Annotated in this window: 19 protein-coding genes and 1 tRNA gene; 2 read left to right on the forward strand and 18 right to left on the reverse strand. The window is 72.3% G+C overall.

Annotation, left to right across the window (positions count from 1 at the left end):
- Window positions 1-167: 167 nt before the first annotated feature.
- The 4 genes from FHS22_RS30640 to nadD form a co-directional block, all read right to left on the reverse strand.
- A tRNA-Ala gene (locus tag FHS22_RS30640) sits at window positions 168-240 on the reverse strand.
- Between the two features lie 124 nt (window positions 241-364).
- Window positions 365-997 (reverse strand): histidine phosphatase family protein, encoded by a 633-nt coding sequence (locus FHS22_RS30645; RefSeq protein ID WP_184947502.1) that lies wholly within the window; start codon window positions 995-997, stop codon window positions 365-367.
- Window positions 998-1,076: 79 nt separating this feature from the next.
- Window positions 1,077-1,493, reverse strand: coding sequence for a ribosome silencing factor (gene rsfS, locus FHS22_RS30650; RefSeq protein WP_184947504.1), 417 nt, complete (start codon window positions 1,491-1,493; stop codon window positions 1,077-1,079).
- Between the two features lie 874 nt (window positions 1,494-2,367).
- A complete protein-coding gene (nadD, locus tag FHS22_RS30655; protein ID WP_184947505.1) occupies window positions 2,368-2,988 on the reverse strand; it encodes a nicotinate-nucleotide adenylyltransferase in 621 nt (206 codons plus the stop codon).
- 74 nt (window positions 2,989-3,062) lie between these two features.
- Between nadD and FHS22_RS30660 the strand changes: the two genes are divergently transcribed.
- Window positions 3,063-4,088, forward strand: coding sequence for a M48 family metallopeptidase (locus FHS22_RS30660; protein ID WP_184947507.1), 1,026 nt, complete (start codon window positions 3,063-3,065; stop codon window positions 4,086-4,088).
- Between the two features lie 84 nt (window positions 4,089-4,172).
- On the forward strand, window positions 4,173-4,946 hold the full coding sequence (locus tag FHS22_RS30665; protein WP_184947509.1) for a neutral zinc metallopeptidase: 774 nt from the start codon (window positions 4,173-4,175) through the stop codon (window positions 4,944-4,946).
- Between the two features lie 29 nt (window positions 4,947-4,975).
- Here FHS22_RS30665 and FHS22_RS39055 read toward each other — a convergent pair whose 3' ends face one another.
- From FHS22_RS39055 to FHS22_RS30735, 14 genes are all read right to left on the reverse strand, one after another.
- A complete protein-coding gene (locus tag FHS22_RS39055; protein WP_184947511.1) occupies window positions 4,976-6,679 on the reverse strand; it encodes a protein kinase domain-containing protein in 1,704 nt (567 codons plus the stop codon).
- Window positions 6,680-6,754: 75 nt separating this feature from the next.
- Window positions 6,755-6,958, reverse strand: a complete 204-nt coding sequence (locus tag FHS22_RS30675; protein WP_221474315.1) for a hypothetical protein — start codon at window positions 6,956-6,958, stop codon at window positions 6,755-6,757.
- Between the two features lie 36 nt (window positions 6,959-6,994).
- On the reverse strand, window positions 6,995-7,429 hold the full coding sequence (locus FHS22_RS30680) for an SRPBCC family protein (RefSeq protein WP_184947512.1): 435 nt from the start codon (window positions 7,427-7,429) through the stop codon (window positions 6,995-6,997).
- Between the two features lie 101 nt (window positions 7,430-7,530).
- Complete coding sequence (locus tag FHS22_RS30685) at window positions 7,531-8,832, reverse strand: glutamate-5-semialdehyde dehydrogenase (protein WP_184947513.1); 1,302 nt, start codon at window positions 8,830-8,832, stop codon at window positions 7,531-7,533.
- Window positions 8,833-8,853: 21 nt separating this feature from the next.
- Window positions 8,854-9,978, reverse strand: coding sequence for a glutamate 5-kinase (gene proB, locus FHS22_RS30690; protein WP_338048022.1), 1,125 nt, complete (start codon window positions 9,976-9,978; stop codon window positions 8,854-8,856).
- Between the two features lie 53 nt (window positions 9,979-10,031).
- Window positions 10,032-11,384, reverse strand: a complete 1,353-nt coding sequence (gene obgE / locus FHS22_RS30695; protein ID WP_184947516.1) for a GTPase ObgE — start codon at window positions 11,382-11,384, stop codon at window positions 10,032-10,034.
- A 172-nt stretch (window positions 11,385-11,556) separates the two neighbouring features.
- On the reverse strand, window positions 11,557-11,814 hold the full coding sequence (gene rpmA / locus FHS22_RS30700; protein ID WP_012893687.1) for a 50S ribosomal protein L27: 258 nt from the start codon (window positions 11,812-11,814) through the stop codon (window positions 11,557-11,559).
- 19 nt (window positions 11,815-11,833) lie between these two features.
- Window positions 11,834-12,136 carry a 50S ribosomal protein L21 gene (gene rplU, locus FHS22_RS30705; RefSeq protein WP_184947561.1) on the reverse strand — a complete coding sequence of 101 codons (303 nt, stop codon included), beginning with the start codon at window positions 12,134-12,136 and terminating at the stop codon, window positions 11,834-11,836.
- A gap of 258 nt (window positions 12,137-12,394) precedes the next feature.
- Entirely contained in the window at window positions 12,395-15,118 is a 2,724-nt protein-coding gene (locus FHS22_RS30710; protein WP_184947518.1) for an Rne/Rng family ribonuclease, read from the reverse strand.
- A 95-nt stretch (window positions 15,119-15,213) separates the two neighbouring features.
- A complete protein-coding gene (locus FHS22_RS30715) occupies window positions 15,214-15,993 on the reverse strand; it encodes a TIGR03936 family radical SAM-associated protein (protein WP_184947519.1) in 780 nt (259 codons plus the stop codon).
- A 147-nt stretch (window positions 15,994-16,140) separates the two neighbouring features.
- Window positions 16,141-18,051 (reverse strand): TIGR03960 family B12-binding radical SAM protein, encoded by a 1,911-nt coding sequence (locus tag FHS22_RS30720; RefSeq protein WP_184947521.1) that lies wholly within the window; start codon window positions 18,049-18,051, stop codon window positions 16,141-16,143.
- Window positions 18,052-18,068: 17 nt separating this feature from the next.
- Entirely contained in the window at window positions 18,069-18,965 is an 897-nt protein-coding gene (locus tag FHS22_RS30725; protein ID WP_184947523.1) for a phosphotransferase family protein, read from the reverse strand.
- Between the two features lies 1 nt (window position 18,966).
- The gene (locus FHS22_RS30730) at window positions 18,967-20,382 is read right to left on the reverse strand and encodes an NsdA family TPR-like regulatory protein (RefSeq protein WP_184947525.1); all 1,416 of its coding nucleotides are present in this window, start codon (window positions 20,380-20,382) and stop codon (window positions 18,967-18,969) included.
- A 166-nt stretch (window positions 20,383-20,548) separates the two neighbouring features.
- Entirely contained in the window at window positions 20,549-20,776 is a 228-nt protein-coding gene (locus tag FHS22_RS30735; RefSeq protein WP_184947527.1) for a hypothetical protein, read from the reverse strand.

The following is a 20,776-nucleotide window of genomic DNA, read 5'->3' on the forward strand; positions in this document are numbered from 1 at the left end:
GTCCCGTCCGGGGCATCGAAGGGCCAGGAGCTGCAGGAGCTGCGCAAACGGTCGGTGATACCGCCGGTGGTCACGCCATCCGGGGAAACGACGAGATCCCGCCCGATCGAGGCGATCGGGCGGGATCTCGTCAACGTGCTCCAGGCCGTTTCGAGAACGGCCCGCTGTGGAGCTATGGGGATTCGAACCCCAGACCTCCTCCATGCCATGGAGGCGCGCTACCAGCTGCGCCATAGCCCCTGGTCACCGCTCCGAGTGCTCTCGTTGCGGCGCCTGGGAAGCATATAGGGACAACGTCCCGTTCACCTAATCGACGGCCGTACGGCTCGCGCCCGTCACCGGCGGAGGCGAGCCGTACGCACCGTCAGGACGGCGCGGCCTCGGGGCTGTCGTCGCTCTGGATCGGCTCCGGCAGGGTCCCGGCGTTGTGCTCCATGAGGCGCCAGCCCTTGCGGCCCTCCTGCAGCACCGACCACGAGCAGTTGCCCAGGCCGCCGAGGGCCGGCCAGTGCTCCTGGGGCAGGCCCATCAGCCTGGCGATGCCGAGCCGGATCGCCGCGCCGTGGGAGACGACGACCAGCAGCCCGTCGGGGCTGAGCCGCTCGGCCCAGCGGCGGACGGAGGCCGACACCCGCTTGGCGACGTCGGCGACGTCCTCCCCGCCGGGCGCCTCCCAGGCGGCGAACTCACGGGGCCAGCCCGCGGAGATCTCTTCACGGGTGAGACCTTCCCACTCGCCGCCGCCGCGCTCGCGCAGGTCCTCGTCAACGGTCACGGACAGGCCTGTGACGCGGGCCAGCGCGTCGGCGGTGTCCGCGGCGCGCTGGAGGTCGGAGGCGACGATCAGCTCGGGGCGGAGCGTGGCGAGCATCGAGGCGGCGCGCGCGGCCTGCGCGATGCCGGTCTCGTCCAGCGGGATGTCGGTGTGGCCCTGGAAGCGCCGCTCGACGTTCCACAGGGTCTGGCCGTGTCTCAGGCAGACGACCCGGCGGCTCATGCGCCGCCCTCACCGCGGGCTGCGGGGGCGGGGGTGGGGGCGGGGGCCGTCCGGACGGCGGCCCGCTCATGCCGTCCCGTCACAGGGCGTCCCCCGGAGCGGCCGGGCGGGCGCGCTGCGCGGCGACCTGGGTCACGCTGTCCGGCAGGGAGATCGCCGGGCAGTCCTTCCACAGCCGCTCCAGGGCGTAGAAGGTGCGGTCCTCCTCGTGCTGGACGTGCACGACGATGTCGACGTAGTCCAGCAGGACCCAGCGGCCCTCGCGCTCCCCCTCGCGGCGGACGGGCTTGGCGTCGGCCTCGATCCGCAGCCGGTCCTCGATCTCGTCGACGATGGCACGGACCTGGCGGTCGTTGGTGGCGGAGCAGAGCAGGAAGGCGTCGGTGATGACGAGCTGCTCGCTCACGTCATAGGCGAGGATGTCGTCGGCCAGCTTGTCGGCGGCGGCCTCGGCGGCGAGCCTGACGAGCTGAACGGATCTGTCGGTTGCGGTCACGGTGTGGGTTAGTCCTCCGGTAGTCGGCCCTGTCATGCCCAGGGGTCACCCCTAAGGATGCCCGGTGTGGCGCGCGTTAAGAGCGGGCACGGATACAACGCATATCGTGTGCCACCCGATTCCGCACCGCAAACGATTTGGCGGTCCGGCCGCGGGCTCTGCGCGCGGTCCAGGCGGCGTCCGCTGATGCGGCGCGCTCGCCGGTGCCCTGACCAGGGTATCCGCAACGGTGCTCCGGGCCGGGCGCCCGTTCCGCCGCCCGGCCTCGCCGCTCACGCGTGAGCTCAAGGCCGAGATCGTCGAGCCCTGCCGCTTACGAGGCCGCTTGCGCGGCCCGACCATCACCCCAGGGGTGTCCTTCGAAGCGGAGCAGGTTCAACTAGAAGATCGAGCAGGGTGCCCGCCCAGGTCATGCGGGTAAGGGCCGACCATAACCAACATGATTCGGTGGAGTTTCTGCGCTTTATTACGTCCCATTTCCGCCCAACCATCACGTCTGATTGACGACCATTCTTGCTCCCACGGGGCATGGTCTTCGTCGTCGAGGACGGCCGAGTCGATCACCATTGGGCCGAACGAGCCCTCGACGGTCCTGACCACTGCGTGCGCGATGAGCTCTGTCGCGAACCCTTACCTTCCATCCCGGGCAGTCGCACGATCCAAGCAGGTAAGAGCGACATTTCCACGTTTCGCCACCACATCTTCCTGCTTGGTCGCCCTGTCTGCCGCCGCAACCACCTACGGCCCAGGTTTGCAATCACGATCATCCTGGAGCCGGGGCCCACCGAAGGCACCCGTGCAAGGGCCCGAAGGGCCTCGCAGCGGTCAGGGCCGGGCGGCCGGCCGCCCGGCGGACGGCTGAGGAAAGCCCTGCTCAGTCCTCTGCCCGCTGGTACAGCCCGCGCTTTCCGATGTACTGGACGATGCCGTCGGGCACGAGATACCAGATGGGCTCTCCCGCGGCCACCCGCTCCCGGCACTCCGAGGAGGAGATGGCCAGGGCCGGGATCTCCAGCAGGCTGACCCGGCCCGCGGGCAGGCCGGGGTCGTGCAGGTGGTGGCCGGGACGGGTGGCGCCGACGAAGTGCGCGATGGTGAACAGCTCGTCCACGTCCCGCCAGCTCAGGATCTGGGAGAGCGCGTCGGCGCCGGTGATGAAGTACAGCTCCGTGTCGGGGCCGTGGATGTCGGCGATGTCACGCAGCGTGTCGATGGTGAAGGTCGGGCCCGGCCGGTCGATGTCCACCCGGCTCACCGAGAAGCGGGGATTGGACGCGGTCGCGATGACCGTCATCAGATAGCGGTCCTCGGGCGCGGAGACCGCCTGGTCGGCCTTCTGCCAGGGCCGCCCGGTGGGCACGAAGACGACCTCGTCGAGCTCGAAGTGGTGCGCGACCTCGCTGGCCGCGACCAGGTGACCGTGGTGGATCGGGTCGAAGGTTCCTCCCATGACGCCCAGACGGCGCTTCCCCCGGCCGATCGGCGCGTTCATCATGGAAGGGACCATACGCGCAAGCCGTACAGAGCTTTTAAGGGCCCCCCGCGCGTGACAGGCGGACCCGACGTAGCATGCCGGACATGACCACCACCCCGGATCGCAACCGCGTGCAGCTTCCCGGCATCAGCTCCCGTGCCTACGAACATCCCGCCGACCGGTCCGCGCTGGTCGCTCTCCGTTCGCTCAGCGGGTTCGACACGGTCCTCAAGCAGATGTCCGGTCTGATCAGCGAGCGCCGTCTGCGCCTGATCTACCTCGCCTCGGCGGTGCGCACGAGCGACACCCAGTTCCGCGCTCTGCACGACATGGGCCGCGACGCGGCCTACGTGCTCGACCTCCACCGCATCCCGGAGGTCTACGTGCAGCAGAGCCCGCAGGTCCAGGCCAAGGCCATCGGCTTCGACGACCCGTTCATCGTCGTCACCACCGGCCTGCTCGACCTGATGGACGAGGAGGAGCAGCGCTTCGTCATCGGCCACGAGACCGCCCACATCCTGTCCGGCCACGCGGTCTACCGCACCATGCTGGACATCCTCACCCGCCTGGCCACCCGCGTGGCCTGGATCCCGCTGGGCTACATCGGCCTGCGCGCGATCGTGGCGGGGCTGGAGGAGTGGCACCGCAAGTCCGAGCTCTCCGCCGACCGCGGCGGCCTGCTCGTCGGGCAGGACCCCGACGCCGCGCTGCGCGCGCTGATGAAGCTGGCCGGCGGCTCGCGCCTGCACGAGATGAACATCGAGGCCTTCCTCGACCAGGCGCGCGAGTACGACACGGCGGGCGACGTCCGCGACGGCCTGCTGAAGGTCCTCAACCTGCTGGGCACCACCCACCCGTTCGCCGTCTCCCGGGTCGCCGAGCTCGACAGGTGGCGCCGCAGCGGCGAGTACGAGAGCGTCCTCCGCGGCGACTACCCGCGCCGCGCCGACGACTCCAGCGCGAAGATCTCCGAAGAGGTCAAGGCCGCGGCCCGCTCCTACCGCGAGTCCTGGTCGCAGTCCCAGGACCCGTTCATCGGCGTCCTGCGCGACGTCGCCGAGGGCGCGGTCAACGCCGGCGAGCGCATCTTCAACCGCTTCTCCCGACGCGACGGCAACTAGCTCATTTCGTTCACAAAAAGGTCTGGAAGTTCACCTTCCGGACCTTTTTGCATGTACATGAAGATTGCCCTACTGTGCCGGGCCATGAGAATGCGCATGATCGCAGCCCTGACCGGGCTGGCCGGGCTGCTGCTGTCGGGTACGGCCCACGCCTACCCGATCAAGGACGAGATGCTGACGAAGAACAAGCTCTACTCCTCCGGCAGACTCGCCGCGGCCGCGTGCAAGGAGCCGCCGGTCAAGGACGGCGACGCCGCCTCGCTGAAGAAGTACTGGGCCGGGATCAACACCTGTCTGGACACCGTCTGGGGTGCCCACCTCACCAAGGCGGGTCTCCCGTTCAGCAAGCCGGTCCTGAAGTTCGGAAAGATTCCCAAGAAGTACTGCGACTTCGAGATCGTCAAAGACGACTCGATGGCGTACTACTGCCCGCAGTCGAAGACCATCATGGCGCAGCTCGGAAAGAACTGGCTGGAGGACACGGACGACCTCTGGCTGCTCCACTTGGCGGGCGGGATGTACGGATACCACGTCATGAACCTCGTCGGCATCGAGGAGGCCTTCCAGGCGGCGCCGTACGCGAACAAGAACGAGCTGAACGAGCAGATCCGGCGTCAGAGCCTCCAGACCGACTGCCTAGGCGGCGTGTTCGTCAAGAGCGTCTGGTCCTCCCTACGGCGGCCGGGTGAGGACTGGAAGCACCTGCTGGGTCTCCTCCAGACCAGCGGCGACGTCAAGGGTAAGCCCCGCACCGCAGGCAAGGGCGGCAACCGCGTCTACTGGACCAAGAAGGGCTACGTCACCGGCAATCCCGCCTCCTGCAACACCTGGTCCGCCCCCTCGTCCAAGGTGGCCTGACGGTCGCCCGCCCTGGGCGCGCCGACCGGTCACAGGACCAGCGCGACGACCCGTACGGCCGCCGCGCACAGGGCGACGAACCCGCCGAGGACGGCCAGCGCCCGCAACCCCTCCCTGCGGAGGTCGGGCAGGCCGGAGCCGACCCGCTCCACCTCGCGGCCGATGATCCCGCCGCAGGTCACCCCGAACACGACGCCCGCGAAGGCGACCGGGGCGGGCCGCTGCCACCAGTCGGGGGGCAGCGTCCCGCCCAGGGTCAGCCAGAGCGCGAAGGCCGCCAGTCCGGCCGCGGGCAGCCCCGGCCAGAAGACGGCGCTCGCCAGTGAGCCCGCGAAGGTCAGCGGGAAGCCCAGGACCCGCAGGGCGCCCCGGACCCGGGCGGATCTGCGCTTCCTGACCAGCCAGTGCCCGGTCCAGACCGTGCGTGCCAGGACGGCGAAGAACCCGGTGACGGCGAAGGTCGCCACCGGCCAGATCACCGAGGCCACCACGCAGGGCACCGCCAGCAGGGCGAGGACGATCAGCGCCATGTTCCCCGCGGGCAGCGGACCCGCCGGGGCGGAGGGCGCCGCCTCGGCCGCCAGGGCGCTGTCGGCCTGCCGCCCCCGGGAGGCGGTCCTGGCGGTCCGCGTCCCCGTCGCGGAGGCCCGCCGGGGCTCCCGCCCTTCGGCCGCCGCGGTCCGCGTGCCGCGTGAGGGCTCCCTGCTCCCGGACGCCTGCCTGGCCGCGCGCGCGGGCTCCCGCTCCGGCCCGGGCTCGGCTCCGCTCTCCGCCTTCGTCCCGGCCTTGCGCGCTCCCGTCCTCTCCGGGCCCGTTTTCTCCGCGGCGGCGGGTTGCGGCGGGGGCGGCGGCTCGGCCGGGGCGGGTTTCCTCCGCACGGTCCTGGCGGTCTTCGGCGGCGCCGGAGGCTCCGGGGACTGCTCGCGGGCGCGGGCCAGGCGGGCGAGGCGGGCGGCCAGGAGGGCCGCGGTGGGGCGTTTGGCGGCCTCCCGGTGGAGCGCGGCGCGCAGCAGCGGCAGGAGCGCGGCGGGGACCCCGGCGAGGTCCGCCTGGCCGTTGAGGATGGCGTACATCTGCGCCTCGACCGTGCCCCGGCCGAAGGTGGGGCGGCCGGTGGCGGCGAAGGCCACCGTGGCGGCCCAGGCGTGCACGTCGGCGGGCTCGCCCACCGGCTCGTCCGCGAACAGCTCGGGGGCGGAGTAGCCGGGGGTGCCCAGGAAGGTGCCGGTCATGGTGAGCCGGGTGGCGTCCAGGACCTGGGCGATGCCGAAGTCGATGAGGACGGGCTCACCCGACGGGCCGACCAGGACGTTGGCGGGTTTGAGGTCCCGGTGGACCACCCCGGCCGCGTGGATGATCGCCAGCGCGGCGGCCAGGCCCTGGGCCAGGACGACCAGGTCGGCGCCGGTCAGCGGGCCGGCGGTCCGCACCCGGTCGAGCAGGGTGTCGCCCTCGATGTGCTCCATGACCAGGTAGGGACGGTCGCAGGCGAGGTCGGCGTCGAGCACCCGGGCGACGTAGGGGCTCTCGACCCGGCGCAGCGCGCGGACCTCGCGCTCCAGGCGGATCCGGGCCTCGGAGTCGGCCTCGATCGCGTCACGGAGCATTTTGAGCGCGACGTTCTCACCCCGGCGGGTGGCGGCGAGGTAGACCTCGCCCATCCCGCCCCTGCCGAGGCGCTCCACCAGCGTGTACGGGCCGACGCGCCCGAGTCTGCCCCGACCTCCACCCATAGGAGACCAAACCCTAGCGGGCGGGCACGACGAAACCCCGGCGGCACGCCGTACGCGGGAAGATCGGCGGGCGGGCTACGATCGGCCCGCGGGCTCGCGTCCCGAGGGCACGAACAGGCTCTCCAGCTCGGCGACGGGCTCGGCCGACAGGTCCAGGCGCCCCTTGCGCCGCCAGTTCACGTGCCCCCGGCTCTCCAGGAACAACATCAGCCGGTCGGCGCCGAGCAGCACCGCGACGACGAAGAGGCATGCGATCACGATCTCCACGCGGAGAGTCAAGCCGGATCCTCCGCGGCCTCCGCGGACGACACGCGGCTACATACCGTGAGCGGCGAGACGCTTTACCAGATCGTCGATGAACCTGCGCAGCACCACCCTGACCACCGGTCCCTGCCCCGGCAGGCGGCCGCGGAAGCGCGACCTCCAGCGGATCGTGGTGCCGCCGCCGGGGATCGGCTCCAGCGTGACGTCGGCGCGGTGGTCCCGGGCCGGGACGCCCTCCAGCAGCTCGTAGGCGAAGTGCCACGAGCCGGGGTCGAAGGCGACCACCCGCTCCCGGGTGACCCTGCTCCCGCGCCGGAAGAGCCGGACCGCCCCGACGCCGTCGCGCTCGGGAGAACCGGGTGACTCCAGTTCGGCGGTGTCGAAGGGCCCCCACTCCGGCCAGGTGGAGACGTCCGTCAGGAGGGCCCAGAGGCGGTCCGGCGGGGCGGGCGAGACATGTGCGACGTCGATGCGCTGTTCGGCCATGGTCCAGTGATATCCCGCCCGCCTTGCGTCCTGCTTGCTCCCGGCTGCACCGCGTCCGCGGCGTCGCGGCCCGGGAGCCGGTGAGAGGCGCCCGCGCCGTGTCAGGCGTTCGGGCAGGAGGCGATGACGGTGCCCTCGGAGGTGCGCAGGTGGCCTTCGCCGGTGTAGACCCACTTGGTGGAGGTCAGCTCCGGCAGTCCCATCGGGCCGCGCGCGTGCAGCTTCTGGGTGGAGATGCCGATCTCCGCGCCGAACCCGAACTCGCCGCCGTCGGTGAAGCGGGTGGAGGCGTTGACCGCCACCGCCGCGGAGTCGACCAGCGCCACGAACCTGCGGGAGGCGGTGACCGACCGGGTGACGATCGCGTCGGTGTGCGCGGAGCCGTACTTCCTGATGTGGGCGACCGCGTCCTCCAGCGAGTCGACCACGGCGGCGGCGATGTCCAGCGAGAGGTACTCGGTGCCGAAGTCCTCCTCGGTGACCGGCACCACCGTGTCGCCCAGGCCCTCGCCGTAGGAGGCGATCCGCGCGTCGCCGTGGACCGTCACACCCGCCCCGGCCAGCGCGGCCAGCGCGCGCGGCACGAAGGCGTCGGCGACGGCGGCGTGCACCAGGAAGGTCTCCGCCGCGTTGCAGACCGAGGGGCGCTGGACCTTGGCGTTGAGCAGGATCTCCAGCGCCAGGTCGAGGTCGGCCTCGGCGTCGACGTAGACGTGGCAGTTGCCCACGCCGGTCTCGATGACCGGGACCGTGGACTCCTCCACCACCGAGTTGATCAGCGAGGCGCCGCCGCGCGGGATCAGCACGTCGACCAGGCCGCGCGCCTTCATCAGCGTCTTGACCGACTCCCGGGTCTGGCCGGGCACGAGCTGTACGGCTCCCGCCGGGACCTCGGTGCCCGCGAGCGCGTCCTGCATGACCCGCACCAGCACCGTGTTGGAGGAGTAGGCGCTGGAGGAGCCGCGCAGCAGGGTCGCGTTGCCGCTCTTCAGGCAGAGCGCGGCGGCGTCGACCGTGACGTTGGGGCGGCCCTCGTAGATGATGCCGATCACACCGAGCGGCACCCGGAGCTGGCGCAGCTCCAGCCCGTTGGGCAGGGTGTTGCCCCGGATCACCTCGCCGACCGGGTCGGGCAGGTCGGCGACCTGGCGGACGGCCTCGGCGATGGCCTCGATCCGCCCGGCGTCCAGGCCCAGCCGGTCGATCATGTATTCGGAGGTGCCGTTCTCCCTGGCCCGGGCCACGTCGACGGCGTTGGCCTCGACGATCTCGGCGGACCTGGCCACCAGCGCGTCGGCGATCGCCCGGAGCGCGGCGTCCTTCGGCGCCCGCGGCAGCGGGGCCAGCTCGGCGGCGGCCTCCTTAGCCGCCAGGGCCACCTTCAGGAAATCGTGCTCGGACATCTCATGCTCCAGGGGAGGTGACTAGTGGGTGGGCTCCAGTATGACGATGTCGTCACGGTGGATGAGTTCGCGTTCATATTCCGGACCGAGGCTGGTGGCCAGCTCGCGGGTGGAGCGGCCGAGCAGGTCCGGGATCTCTGCGGCGTCGAAGTTGACCAGCCCGCGGGCGACCACGTGGCCGTGCGGACCGCACAGGTCCACCGGGTCCCCCGCGGCGAACTCCCCCTCGACCGCGGTGACCCCGGCGGGCAGCAGCGACTTGCGGCGGCCCACGACGGCCTCGACCGCCCCCTCGTCCAGGTGCAGCCGGCCGCGGCCGGTGGTGGCGTGGGCCAGCCAGAGCAGGCGGGTGCCGGGGTGGCGGCCGTCCGGATGGAAGGAGGTGCCGATGTCGGCGCCGGCGAGGGCCTGGGCGGCGTGCGCGGCGGCGGTCAGCACGACCGGCACGCCCGCGCCGGTGGCGATCCTGGCCGCCTGGACCTTGGTGACCATCCCGCCGGTGCCGACCGCGCCGCCCTTGCCCAGCTCGACCCCGGCCAGGTCCTCGGGGCCGCGCACGTCGCCGAGCCGGCGCGCGCCGGGGCGGCGGGGGTCGCCGTCGTAGAGGGCGTCCACGTCCGAGAGCAGCACCAGGGCGTCGGCCCGGATCAGGTGGGCGACCAGCGCGGCGAGCCGGTCGTTGTCGCCGAAGCGGATCTCGTCGGTGGCGACGGTGTCGTTCTCGTTGACCACCGGGACGATGCCCAGCTCCAGCAGGCGGCTCAGCGTGCGCTGGGCGTTGACGTGGTGCGCGCGGCGCATCATGTCGTCGGCGGTGAGCAGCACCTGGCCGACGCGCAGGCCGTACCGGGCGAAGGAGGAGGTGTAGCGGGCGACCAGCACGCCCTGGCCGACCGAGGCGGCCGCCTGCTGGGTGGCGAGGTCGCGGGGGCGGGCGGACAGGCCGAGCGGGCCGAGACCCGCCGCGATCGCACCGGAGGAGACCAGCACGATCTGCGTGCCGGTCGCCCGCCGGGCGGCGAGGACGTCGACCAGGGCGTCCACCCGGTCGACGTCGATCGTCCCCTGCGGGGTCGTGAGCGAGGACGAACCCACCTTCACGACGAGGCGTGAGGCCGTACGGATCCGGTCGCGCGCGGAGGTCACGGGAGGCACCTTTCGAAGGTCTGGCGGAGCCAGGGGCAGCGGGCGGGAGCAGGCTATCCGAGCCGGTTGTCCGTGCCGCGCGGGCCCTGGTGCACGGCCTCGGCGTTGAGCGTGGGCTGCCAGTCGAAGACGTAGCCGCCCTCCATCGGCCCGATGACCACCTCGGCCCCGGCCTTGGCACCGGCCTTGGTGAGCTCCTCCTCGACGCCGAGGCGCTCCAGCCGGTCGGCGAGGTAGCCGACGGCCTCGTCGTTGGTGAAGTCGGTCTGGCGGATCCAGCGCTCCGGCTTGGCGCCGGTGACCTGGAAGGTGTTCTCGTCGATCCTCCGCACGCTGAAGCCCGCCTCGCCGAGCTGCCGGGGCTTGATGACCAGGCGGGTGGGCTCGGCGACGGGAGCCGCGGCCCGGGCCGCGGCGACCATCTCGCCCATGGCGTAGGTCAGCTCCTTGAGGCCCTCGTGGGTGGCCGCGGAGATCGAGAAGACCCGCAGGCCCCGCTCCTCGAGCATGGGGCGGACGATCTCGGCCAGCTCGCGGGCGTCGGGCACGTCCGCCTTGTTGAGCACGGCCATCCGGGGCCGGTCCTCCAGCTTGCCGTACGCGGCCAGCTCGGCCTCGATCGCCTCGTAGTCGCTGATCGGGTCGCGGCCCGGCTCCATCGTCGCGCAGTCGATCACGTGCACGAGCGTGCTGCACCGCTCGACGTGGCGGAGGAACTCGTGGCCGAGCCCCCTGCCCTCGGAGGCGCCGGGGATCAGGCCGGGCACGTCGGCGACGGTGAAGACCGTCTCCCCCGCCGTGACCACGCCGAGGTTGGGCACCAGCGTGGTGAACGGGTAGTCGGCGATCTTCGGCCGGGCGGCGCTGAGCGCCGCGATGAGGGAGGACTTGCCCGCGCTGGGGAAGCCGACCAGCGCCACGTCGGCGACGCTCTTCATCTCCAGCATCACGTCGAGCGCGTCACCGGGCTCGCCGAGCAGCGCGAAGCCGGGGGCCTTGCGCTTGGCGGAGGCCAGCGCCGCGTTCCCGAGGCCGCCGTGGCCGCCCTCGGCCACCACGTACCGGGTGCCCGCGCCGACCATGTCGACGATGACCTCTCCGGTGGCGGCGTCCTTGACCACGGTGCCGTCGGGCACGGGGAGGATGACGTCGCCGCCGTTGGCGCCGTCCCGGTTGGAGCCGGAGCCCTGCTTGCCGTTGTCGGCCTTGCGGTGCGGGCGGCGGTGGTACTCCAGCAGGGTCGCGGTGTTCGCGTCCACCTCCAGGATCACGTCACCGCCCCGGCCGCCGTTGCCGCCGTCGGGGCCGCCGAGCGGCTTGAACTTCTCCCGATGGACAGAGGCGCAGCCATGTCCCCCGTCACCGGCCTTGATGTGCAGGACCACCTGGTCCACAAAGTCCGGCATGTCTGCTCTCCTACCCCCATCTGCGGGATCCCCGCCGACCGCGGAAACCCCTCTGCCACGAAAGCCCCCTCGGAGGGGGCCTGCCCCCACCGCGGGAACCGGCGCTCACAACGCGACAGGGGCGGACCGCGGAACGCGATCCACCCCTGTCGTAACGTCTGCCGGTGCGGATCTACTCCGCGACCGGGACGATGCTCACCGCGCGGCGACCGCGCTTGACGCCGAACTGCACGTGGCCGGCGGCCAGCGCGAACAGCGTGTCGTCGCCACCGCGGCCGACGTTGTCGCCCGGGTGGAAGTGGGTGCCACGCTGGCGGACGATGATCTCACCGGCGTTGACCAGCTGGCCGCCGAAGCGCTTCACGCCGAGCCGCTGGGCGTTGGAGTCACGGCCGTTCCGAGTGGACGACGCGCCCTTCTTGTGTGCCATCTCGCAAAACTCCCGAAACTCAGGCCTGGTTGATGCCGGTGATCTTCACCTGGGTGTACCGCTGGCGGTGACCCTGGCGCTTCTTGTAACCGGTCTTGTTCTTGTACTTCAGAATGCGGATCTTCGGACCCTTGGTCTCGCCGAGAATCTCGGCGGCGACCGAGAACCGGCCGGCCTCGGTGGTCACGTCGCCGTCGTTGACGACGAGCACCGTCGGCAGCGTAACCGTGGAACCGACCTCGCCGGCGACCTTGTCCACCTCGAGGACGTCACCGACGGAGACCTTCTGCTGCCTGCCGCCGCAACGAACGATCGCGTACACCGCGGAACCCTTCTTCTGACTACATGCTCGCTGGATGCTGCGCCCGCATCCGGCTATGGTCACCGATTTGACCGACGAACCGGGTAGGCGCGCGAACAGGGCGCGCCACGAGCGCACCGATTCATCAGGGTACCGGACTGCGGTGTCCTGGTCGAACCGGGCGGAACGTCGGTGGTGCCGGCGCGACCGGAGCGCGCCGGCGTTCGCCAGACCTGACCGTGCCGCGTCCCGCGGCCCTTGCCTGCCGCGGGACACCGGCTAGTCGGCCGGCTTGGCCTTGCGGGAGCGTCTCCGCCCCCGGCCGGAAGCCTGTGCGGCCTGGGCGTCCTCATCCGGGACGTCGCCAAGCGCATCTGTCACCGTATCACGTCCGGACTGGTCGCCCGCCGCGACGGCGCTCCCCGGCTCCTTGCCGAGCTTCTCCGAGACGGCCTTCTCGACGGCCATCTTGCCCTGGGTACCGCGCGGCTCCGGCTTCCCCTCGACCGGCTCGGTCGAGATGTGCAGGCCCCGGCCGCCGCAGCAGTCGCAGACGGTCGAGAACGCCTCCAGCAGGCCCTGTCCGACCCGTTTGCGGGTCATCTGGACCAGGCCCAGGGAGGTGACCTCGGCGACCTGGTGCTTGGTCCGGTCCCGCGCCAGGCACTCCAGCAGCCGCCGCAGCACCAGGTCCCGGTTGCTCTCCAGCACCATGTCGATGAAGTCGATGACGATGATGCCGCCGATGTCCCGCAGCCGGAGCTGGCGGACGATCTCCTCGGCCGCCTCCAGGTTGTTGCGGGTGACGGTCTCCTCGAGGTTGCCGCCCTGCCCGGTGAACTTGCCGGTGTTGACGTCGACGACGGTCATCGCCTCGGTCCGGTCGATCACCAGCGAGCCCCCGCTGGGCAGCCAGACCTTGCGCTCCATCGCCTTGGCGATCTGCTCGTCGATCCGGTAGGCGGCGAAGACGTCGCCGTCCTCGTCCCACCGGGTCAGGCGCTCGGCCAGGTGCGGGGCCACGTAGCGGACGTACTCGTCCACGGTCCCCCACACCTCGTCGCCCTGGACGACCAGCGAGGTGAAGTCCTCGTTGAACACGTCGCGGACCACCCGGACGGTCATGTCCGGCTCGGCGGAGAGCAGCTCCGGCGCGCTGGCCGACTTGGCCTTGCGCTGGATGTTCTCCCACTGCGCCGAGAGCCGGGCCACGTCGCGGCCGAGCTCCTCCTCCGACGCGCCCTCGGCGGCGGTACGGACGATCACACCGGCGTTCTCCGGCATGACCTTCTTCAGGATGCTCTTGAGGCGGGTGCGCTCCTTGTCGGGGAGCTTGCGGCTGATCCCGGTCATCGAGCCGTCGGGCACGTAGACCAGGTAGCGGCCGGGCAGGCTGACCTGGGAGGTCAGGCGGGCGCCCTTGTGGCCCATCGGGTCCTTGGTGACCTGGACGAGCACCGACTGGCCCGACTTCAGCGCCACCTCGATCCGCTTGGGCTGCCCCTCCAGCCCGGCGGTGTCGAAGTTGACCTCACCGGCGTACAGCACCGCGTTGCGGCCCTTGCCGATGTCGACGAAGGCGGCCTCCATGCTCGGCAGGACGTTCTGCACCTTGCCGAGGTAGACGTTGCCCACGTAGGACTGGCTCGCCTCGCGGTCCACGTAGTGCTCGACGAGGATGTCGTCCTCCAGCACCGCGATCTGGGTGCGGCCACCGGTGCGGCGGACCACCATCACGCGCTCGACGGACTCCCGGCGGGCCAGGAACTCCGACTCGGTGATGATCGGCGGACGCCTGCGGCCGAGCTCCCGGCCCTCCCTGCGGCGCTGCTTCTTGGCCTCCAGCCGGGTCGAGCCGCGCACGCTCTGCACCTCGTCGACCGAGGTGCTCCGCCCGGCGCGGGGAGCGCGGATGCGGACCACGGTGTTCGGCGGGAGGTCCTGGACCTCGGCCGCCTCGTCGGAGCTCCTGCGGCGCCTGCGCCTGCGGCGGCGGGAGCCGCCCTCCTCCTCGCCCTCCTGCTCGGGCTCGGCGGCGGCATCCTCCTCGGCCTGGCCGGCCTCGGTCTCCTCCGCCTCGTCCAGCTCGCGTCCCTTGCCCCGGCCGCGGCCGCCCCGCCGGCGGCGCCTGCGGCGGCCGCCGGCCTCGTCGCCCTCGGCCTCCTCGATCTCCTCGTCCTCGATCTCCTCGGCCTCGGTCCCGGCCCCGGCCTCGGGCTCGGTCTCGGCGGGCTCGGGCCGACGCTCCGCGCGCTCGGCGGCGGGGCGGGGAGAGGGCTGCTCGGCCCGGTGCGGGTCGGGGGCCTGGAACAGCGGCTGGAACACCGCCGCGGGAGCCTGGAAGGTCACCGAGGGCACCTCGGCGCGCCCCCTGGCGGCCAGCCCGAACGGGTCGGCGACCAGGTCGCGCTCCTCGGCGACCTCCTCACCGGGAGGCTCGTCGTCCAGCGGCTCGTCGACGGGCATCGCGAGCAGCAGAGCCGCCGCGACCTCCTCGGCCTCGGCGGTGGACAGGTCCATGACCGGCTCCGCCACGGGCCGGGCGTCCTCCGCGGTCTCCTGCACGGCCTTCTTCCGCGTGCGCGTCCGCTTGGCGGGCGCCGCGGCGGGCTCGGAGGCGACCTCCTCGGCGGCCGGAGCGGGAACCTCCTCCTCCGCGACCGGCGCGGGAACCTCCTCCTCCGCGGCGGGTACGGCGGCCGCCTTCTTCGCGCGGCTCCGCCTGGTCGCGGCCGGCGCGGCGGCCGTGTCGTCCGCGGCGGCCGCCTTGCGCCGGGTGGCGCGCTTGGGCGGCGCCTCCTGCGCGGGCGCGGCCTCCTCCGGCGGCGCGGTCTGCGCGACCGGCGCGGCCTGGACCGGCGCGGCGGCCGCGGGCTCCGGCTCCTCCGGCGGAGGCCCGGCCGGCCGGCTGGCGGCCCGCCTGCGGCGGACCGGCTGAGCAGTCTGTTCCGTCGTATCCCCGGCAGGGCCGTTGGCCCCGACGTTGGGCTCGTTGTCGAGCATGCGGGCGTTCTCCCGTCAGCCCCCGGGCGCGTCTCCGCGCCGCGCGGGAGCTCTCGTCTCTCGCTGTCCGCCGGGCCTGGGCCCGGCGCCAAGTCCTATAGGTCGCCGTCGACGTGCTCGCCTGCCGGTCCCGTCTCGCCGCCGCGCGTAGTGTCGCGGTCAGGGCCGAACGGGTCGGCGGGGCCACCGATGTGCACGTCCAGCGGCCCCTGCGCCAGCCTGGTCACCTCGGGGGGTGACGGCGGCGCGAAGTCGGCCACAAGACGCAGTCCGGTGAGGACGTCGTCGGGTCGAACGGCAGGAGTTGCGTGCCGTACAACCATGCGAAGTATGACACATGACTGACTGGACGCCTGACCTGCTGTTGTCTCTCCTCCTTCGATGGCGTGCAGATTCAGCACCACCTCCCGCGCGTCGAAGCGGCGCATCCCCTTCTTGGTCAGGCGCTCCACCTCGATCCGCTCGGCCGCGTTGAACCGCTCGACCGCCTCCCCCGCCAGCGCGGGGTCGGCCCCCGGCAGCCGGATCTCCCACGCCGAGCACTCCAGCCGGTCGGCCAGGCTCCCGGAGGTCGCCGCGACGACGTCGAGCACGTCGAGGCCGGGCGGGAGCGAGTCGTCCAGTTCGGCGCGGAGCCGGTCGGGGTCGTACTCCCGCGTCACGCCGATCTCGAGGTACTCGGCCTCGCTGGCGACTCCGGTCGGGGCGGCGGCCCCCACGTAGGAGATCTTCGGATGAGGCGAGAACCCCGCGCTGAACGCCACGGGGACGTCCGCGCGCCGTACCGCGCGCTCGACGGCCCGGGAGATGTCACGGTGACTGGTGAAGCGCAGGCGTCCGCGCTTGGCGTAGCGCACGCGCAGGCGCTGCGCCACGGGCGCGGGCGGAGGCCCGTCGGGAGCGGGTTTCAGGGTGTGCCGTCCTTTCCGAATCGTGACCGTCGCCTGCGGAGCAGACCGTGCTCACGCACGGCCTACTCCAGACAACGGCCGGTGACGAGGGCTTCTTCCCGGGCCGGCGCTCTAGACGACCGTCAGCGGCAGGAGCTTCTTGCCGGTGGGGCCGATCTGGATCTCGGTGCCCATCGTGGGGCACACGCCGCAGTCGTAGCACGGGGTCCAGCGGCAGTCCTCGACCTCGACGTCGTTGACCGCGTCCTGCCAGTCCTGCCAGAGCCACTCGCGGTCGAGCCCGGCGTCGAGGTGGTCCCAGGGCAGGACCTCGTTCTCCTCGCGCTCGCGGGTGGTGTACCAGCCGACGTCGACGCCGGCCTTGTCGGCGGCGTCCATCCATCGCTGGTAGGAGAAGTGCTCGCTCCAGCCGTCGAACCGGCCGCCGTCCTCCCAGACCGCGCGGATGACCGCGCCGACCCGGCGGTCGCCCCGGGACAGCAGCCCCTCCACGATCGAGGGCTTGCCGTCGTGGTAGCGCATGCCGATGGCCCGGCCGTACTCCTTGTCGCCGCGCAGGGCGTCCTTGAGCGCCTTGAGCCTGCGGTCCACCGTCTCGTGGTCGGCCTGGGCCGCCCACTGGAACGGCGTGTGCGGCTTGGGCACGAACCCGCCGATGGAGACCGTGCAGCGGACGTCGCGCGACCCGGTCGCCTCCCGGCCCGCCTGGATGACCTTCCTGGCCAGGTCGGCGATGCCGAGCACGTCGGCGTCCTCCTCCGTGGGCAGGCCGCACATGAAGTAGAGCTTCACCTGCCGCCAGCCCTGGGTGTAGGCCGTGGTGACGGTCCGGATCAGGTCCTCCTCGGTGACCATCTTGTTGATCACCTTGCGCATGCGCTCGGAGCCGCCCTCCGGGGCGAACGTGAGACCCGACCGGCGGCCGTTGCGGGAGAACTCGTTGGCCAGGTCGATGTTGAAGGCGTCGACCCGGGTCGAGGGCAGCGAGAGCGAGGTGTTCGTGCCCTCGTAGCGGTCGGCCAGGCCCTTGGCGACCTCGCCGATCTCGGAGTGGTCGGCGCTGGACAGGGACAGGAGCCCGACCTCGTTGAAGCCGGAGGCCTTGACGCCCGCCTCGACCATGTCGCCGATCGTGGTGATCGACCGCTCCCGCACCGGCCGGGTGATCATCCCTGCCTGGCAGAAGCGGCAGCCCCGGGTGCAACCGCGGAAGATCTCCACGCTGAACCGCTCGTGCACGGTCTCGGCCAGCGGGACCAGCGGCTTCTTCGGATAGGGCCACTCGTCGAGGTCCATGACCGTGTGCTTGTGCACCCGCCACGGCACGCCGGACCGGTTCGGCGCGACGCGCTGGATCCGGCCGTCGGCGTGGTAGTCGACGTCGTAGAACCTGGGCACGTAGACCCCGCCGGACTCGGCCAGGCGCATGAGCAGCTCGTCGCGGCCACCGGGCGAGCCCTCGGCCTTCCACTCGCGGACGACCTCGGTGATGGCGATGGCGATCTGCTCGCCGTCGCCCAGCACCGCGGCGTCGAGGAAGTCGGCGATCGGCTCGGGGTTGAAGGCCGCGTGACCGCCCGCGAGCACGATCGGGTCGTCGTCGCCCCGGTCGGCCGAGAGCAGCGGGATGCCCGCCAGGTCCAGCGCGGTCAGCATGTTGGTGTAGCCGAGCTCGGTCGAGAAGGAGAGGCCGAGCACGTCGAAGGCGCGCACCGGCCGGTGCGCGTCGACCGTGAACTGCGGGACGCCCTCGGCGCGCATGAGCGCCTCCAGGTCGGGCCAGACCGCGTAGGTCCGCTCGGCGAGCGTCTCCGGCAGCTCGTTGAGGATCTCGTAGAGGATCTGGACGCCCTGGTTGGGCAGCCCCACCTCGTAGGCGTCGGGATACATCAGAGCCCAACGGACCGTGGCCTCGTCCCAGTCCTTGACGGTCGAGTTGAGCTCACCCCCGACATACTGGATCGGCTTGCTCACCTTCGGCAGCAGCGCTTCCAGGCGGGGAAACAGGGACTCGACAGACATGTGTTCAAGGGTATCCGCTAAAACGGATGCCACAGGCGGTCGTCACCCGCTCGCAGCGAGTCAAGCCGGTGCCGCAGCTCGGCCGCCGCCGCGGCGTCGCGGTGCGCGTTGCGGAGCACCGCGGTGAGGGTCTGCAGCTCCCGCATGTCGCGCATGACCGGGTAGCCCGCCCAGGAGGTCAGGTCGTGGCCGTACGCCCGGCCGAAGCCGGCCCGCTGGTCCTCGGTCAGCCCGAACCGCACGCCCTGCAGGGTGGGGATCAGGTCGGTCTCCCGGGGCCCGGCGCACACCGAGTCCCAGTCGCACAGCAGCAGCCCGCCCCGGGTGCGGATCAGGTTGCCCCGGTGGGCGTCGCCGTGCACGAGCCCGTACGGCAGGGCGAACCGCACGTGTTCGTAGTAGGCCTCCGCGAGCCCGTCGCAGCGGCGCAGCAGCCAGGCCCGGTCGTCCTCGCCGAGCAGGCGCCCGGCGTCGATCGCCCGGCGCACCGGCCCGAAGGGGTCGTGGGTCGGCAGCTCGAACGGGACCGGCGGCAGCTCGTGCAGGAGCCGGAGCAGCGCGCCGAGCTCCGCCGGCTCCGGCGCCGGCCCGATGTGCTCCTCGTGGTGCCAGAAGGTCACCAGGAACCCCTCGGCGGCGACCGGCTGCCTGACCTCCAGCGGCCGGACCGTGGGGAAGCCCTGCCCGGCGAGCCAGCGGGTGACCCGGACCGAGGTCGTCAGCCGGTCGTACTTGCCCGGCGCCGCCGCCTGCGTCAGCCGTACCACCGCCCTCTCGGCGGGCAGGTGGTAGACGGCGTTGGCGAAGTCGCGCAGCAGGGTGACGCCCCCCGTGTCCAGCCCGGCCTGCTCGCAGGCCAGGCGGAGTGCGGCGCCTGCCTGCCCGAGGAGTTCCCCCTCGGCGGCGATCGTCATGTCATCGGCTCCTCTCGGAGATCGCGTGCCGGGCCTGCTGCGGCAGGCCCACGGCGCAGAAACTCTCGATCTGCCGCGCGATGCGCTCTCCGCCCGGCTGGGCGGAGACCAGCGCGCGGCCGGTGTCCAGGGTGGTGCCCAGGCTGCTGATCCGCCGGTCGGGCGGGAGCGCGAGGACGGGCGCCATCGCCTCCTCCGCCCCGGCCGGGTCCCCCTCCATCAGGTGGGCGACCACCAGGTGGGCGCCGGCCATGGACTCGCAGCCGTAGGAGCGGTTCTCCGGTTCCCCCGCGGCGTACAGGGAGAGCGAGTCGCGGGCCGCCTCGATGGCCCGGGCCGGGTCGCCCAGGTGCAGGCGGGTGACCGCCGCGTAGTAGCGCTCCTTGGCGGGACGGAAGGCGAACTCCCCGCCGATCTCGTCGTGCAGCTCGTCGCTCCCGGCCGCGCGGGCCTCCTCGGCCCGCGCGAGCGCCTCGGTCGCCTCGCGGGTACGGCCCAGCATCGCGTAGGACCGCGCCCTGAGCATGTGCAGCCGGGTCGCGCCGGAGCCGGCGTGCAGGTGGGTCAGGCCCTCCTCCGCGTACCGGGCCGCATCGCCGTACCGCTTGTCCCACAGCGCCACCGAGGACTGCATGCCCCGCGCCCAGCCCATCAGCGCGTGGTGCCCGGCGACCTTGCCGTAGGTCCACGCCGCCCGGGCGAGGGTGTCGGCGGGGATGCGGCGGTCCATGTCCATGCTGACGTTGGCCATCAGCCCGCACAACGCGCCGGTGAGGAAGTACAGCTCCCTGGCCTGCCCGGGGTGGATGCGCTTGTCCAGCGCCCTGCGGGTGCGCTCCTGCAGCTCCCGCATCTCCACGAAGAGCGGGAGCGGCGCCTCCGAGACGTACCGCTTGCCCACCCAGACCACCTGCGTGCGCAGCCGCTCCAGCGCGCCGGAGCCCAGCTCGCTCGCCTCGGCCTGCTCGGCGTGGCTGCCCGCCTCGTCCGCCGCCGCGGCGATCAGGTCCAGCGCGGGCGGCGCGGCCCGCAGCCCCTCGGGCGTGTAGTCCTGGGCGAAGCCGAGCTGGACCGGCCCGGTCTCGAACAGCCGGCAGAGCAGGTCGGTGTAGTCGCGGTCGGGGCGCGAGCCCGCCTCCCACTCCCGCCAGGAGCGCTCGCTGAGCCCGCGCCGCTTGATGCCGTGGGCGTCGCACATGGCGTGGAAGCGCTCGATGGCCTCCTCGACCGTCCAGCCGTGCGCCAGCCGCCAGCACTTGAACCTGGTCTGCTGCGGGGCGCAGGCGTGGATCTCGTCCACCATCCGCTGGATGACGGCCACGGACGGCAGGCCCTGCACCGCGGCCAGCGTGCGGTTGCGGATGATCGTCGCGTAGGCCAGCGTGGCGCGGTCTCCGCCACGTGAACTCTGGGTCATCTGCTCTCCCGGCCGTCACGTCGAGGGGTCGTCTTCACACCGGCGCTCCGGCCGTCTCCGCGGGGGAAGGCGGATGCCCCCACGCTAGTGTCCGGGCCGGCACCCGGTGGACTGAGAACCGGCCTCCTCCCGGGGAGGACCGCCCGCCCCGGGAGGAGCGCACCCCTCACGAAGGATCGCCGTCCCGGAAGGGCACGACCGTCCCGCCGTTGCGGAGCTGCGCCTGGAAGAGCTGCCCGCACAGGCTGCTCGGCGTCTCGGCGAACCAGACCGCGGGCGGGCTGCCCGCCGAGACCGCGGCCCACCTGCCCTTGCTGAACACGATCCGGTAGTCGGGGAACGCGGTGCGCAGCAGCTCCAGCGCGCGCTGCCGCTCGGCGAGCTCCGATGTCAC

Origin of the sequence: Thiemannella venezuelensis (assembly GCF_014203605.1) — a bacterium.
Classification (GTDB): Bacteria; Actinomycetota; Actinomycetes; order Streptosporangiales; family Streptosporangiaceae; genus Planomonospora_A; species Planomonospora_A venezuelensis.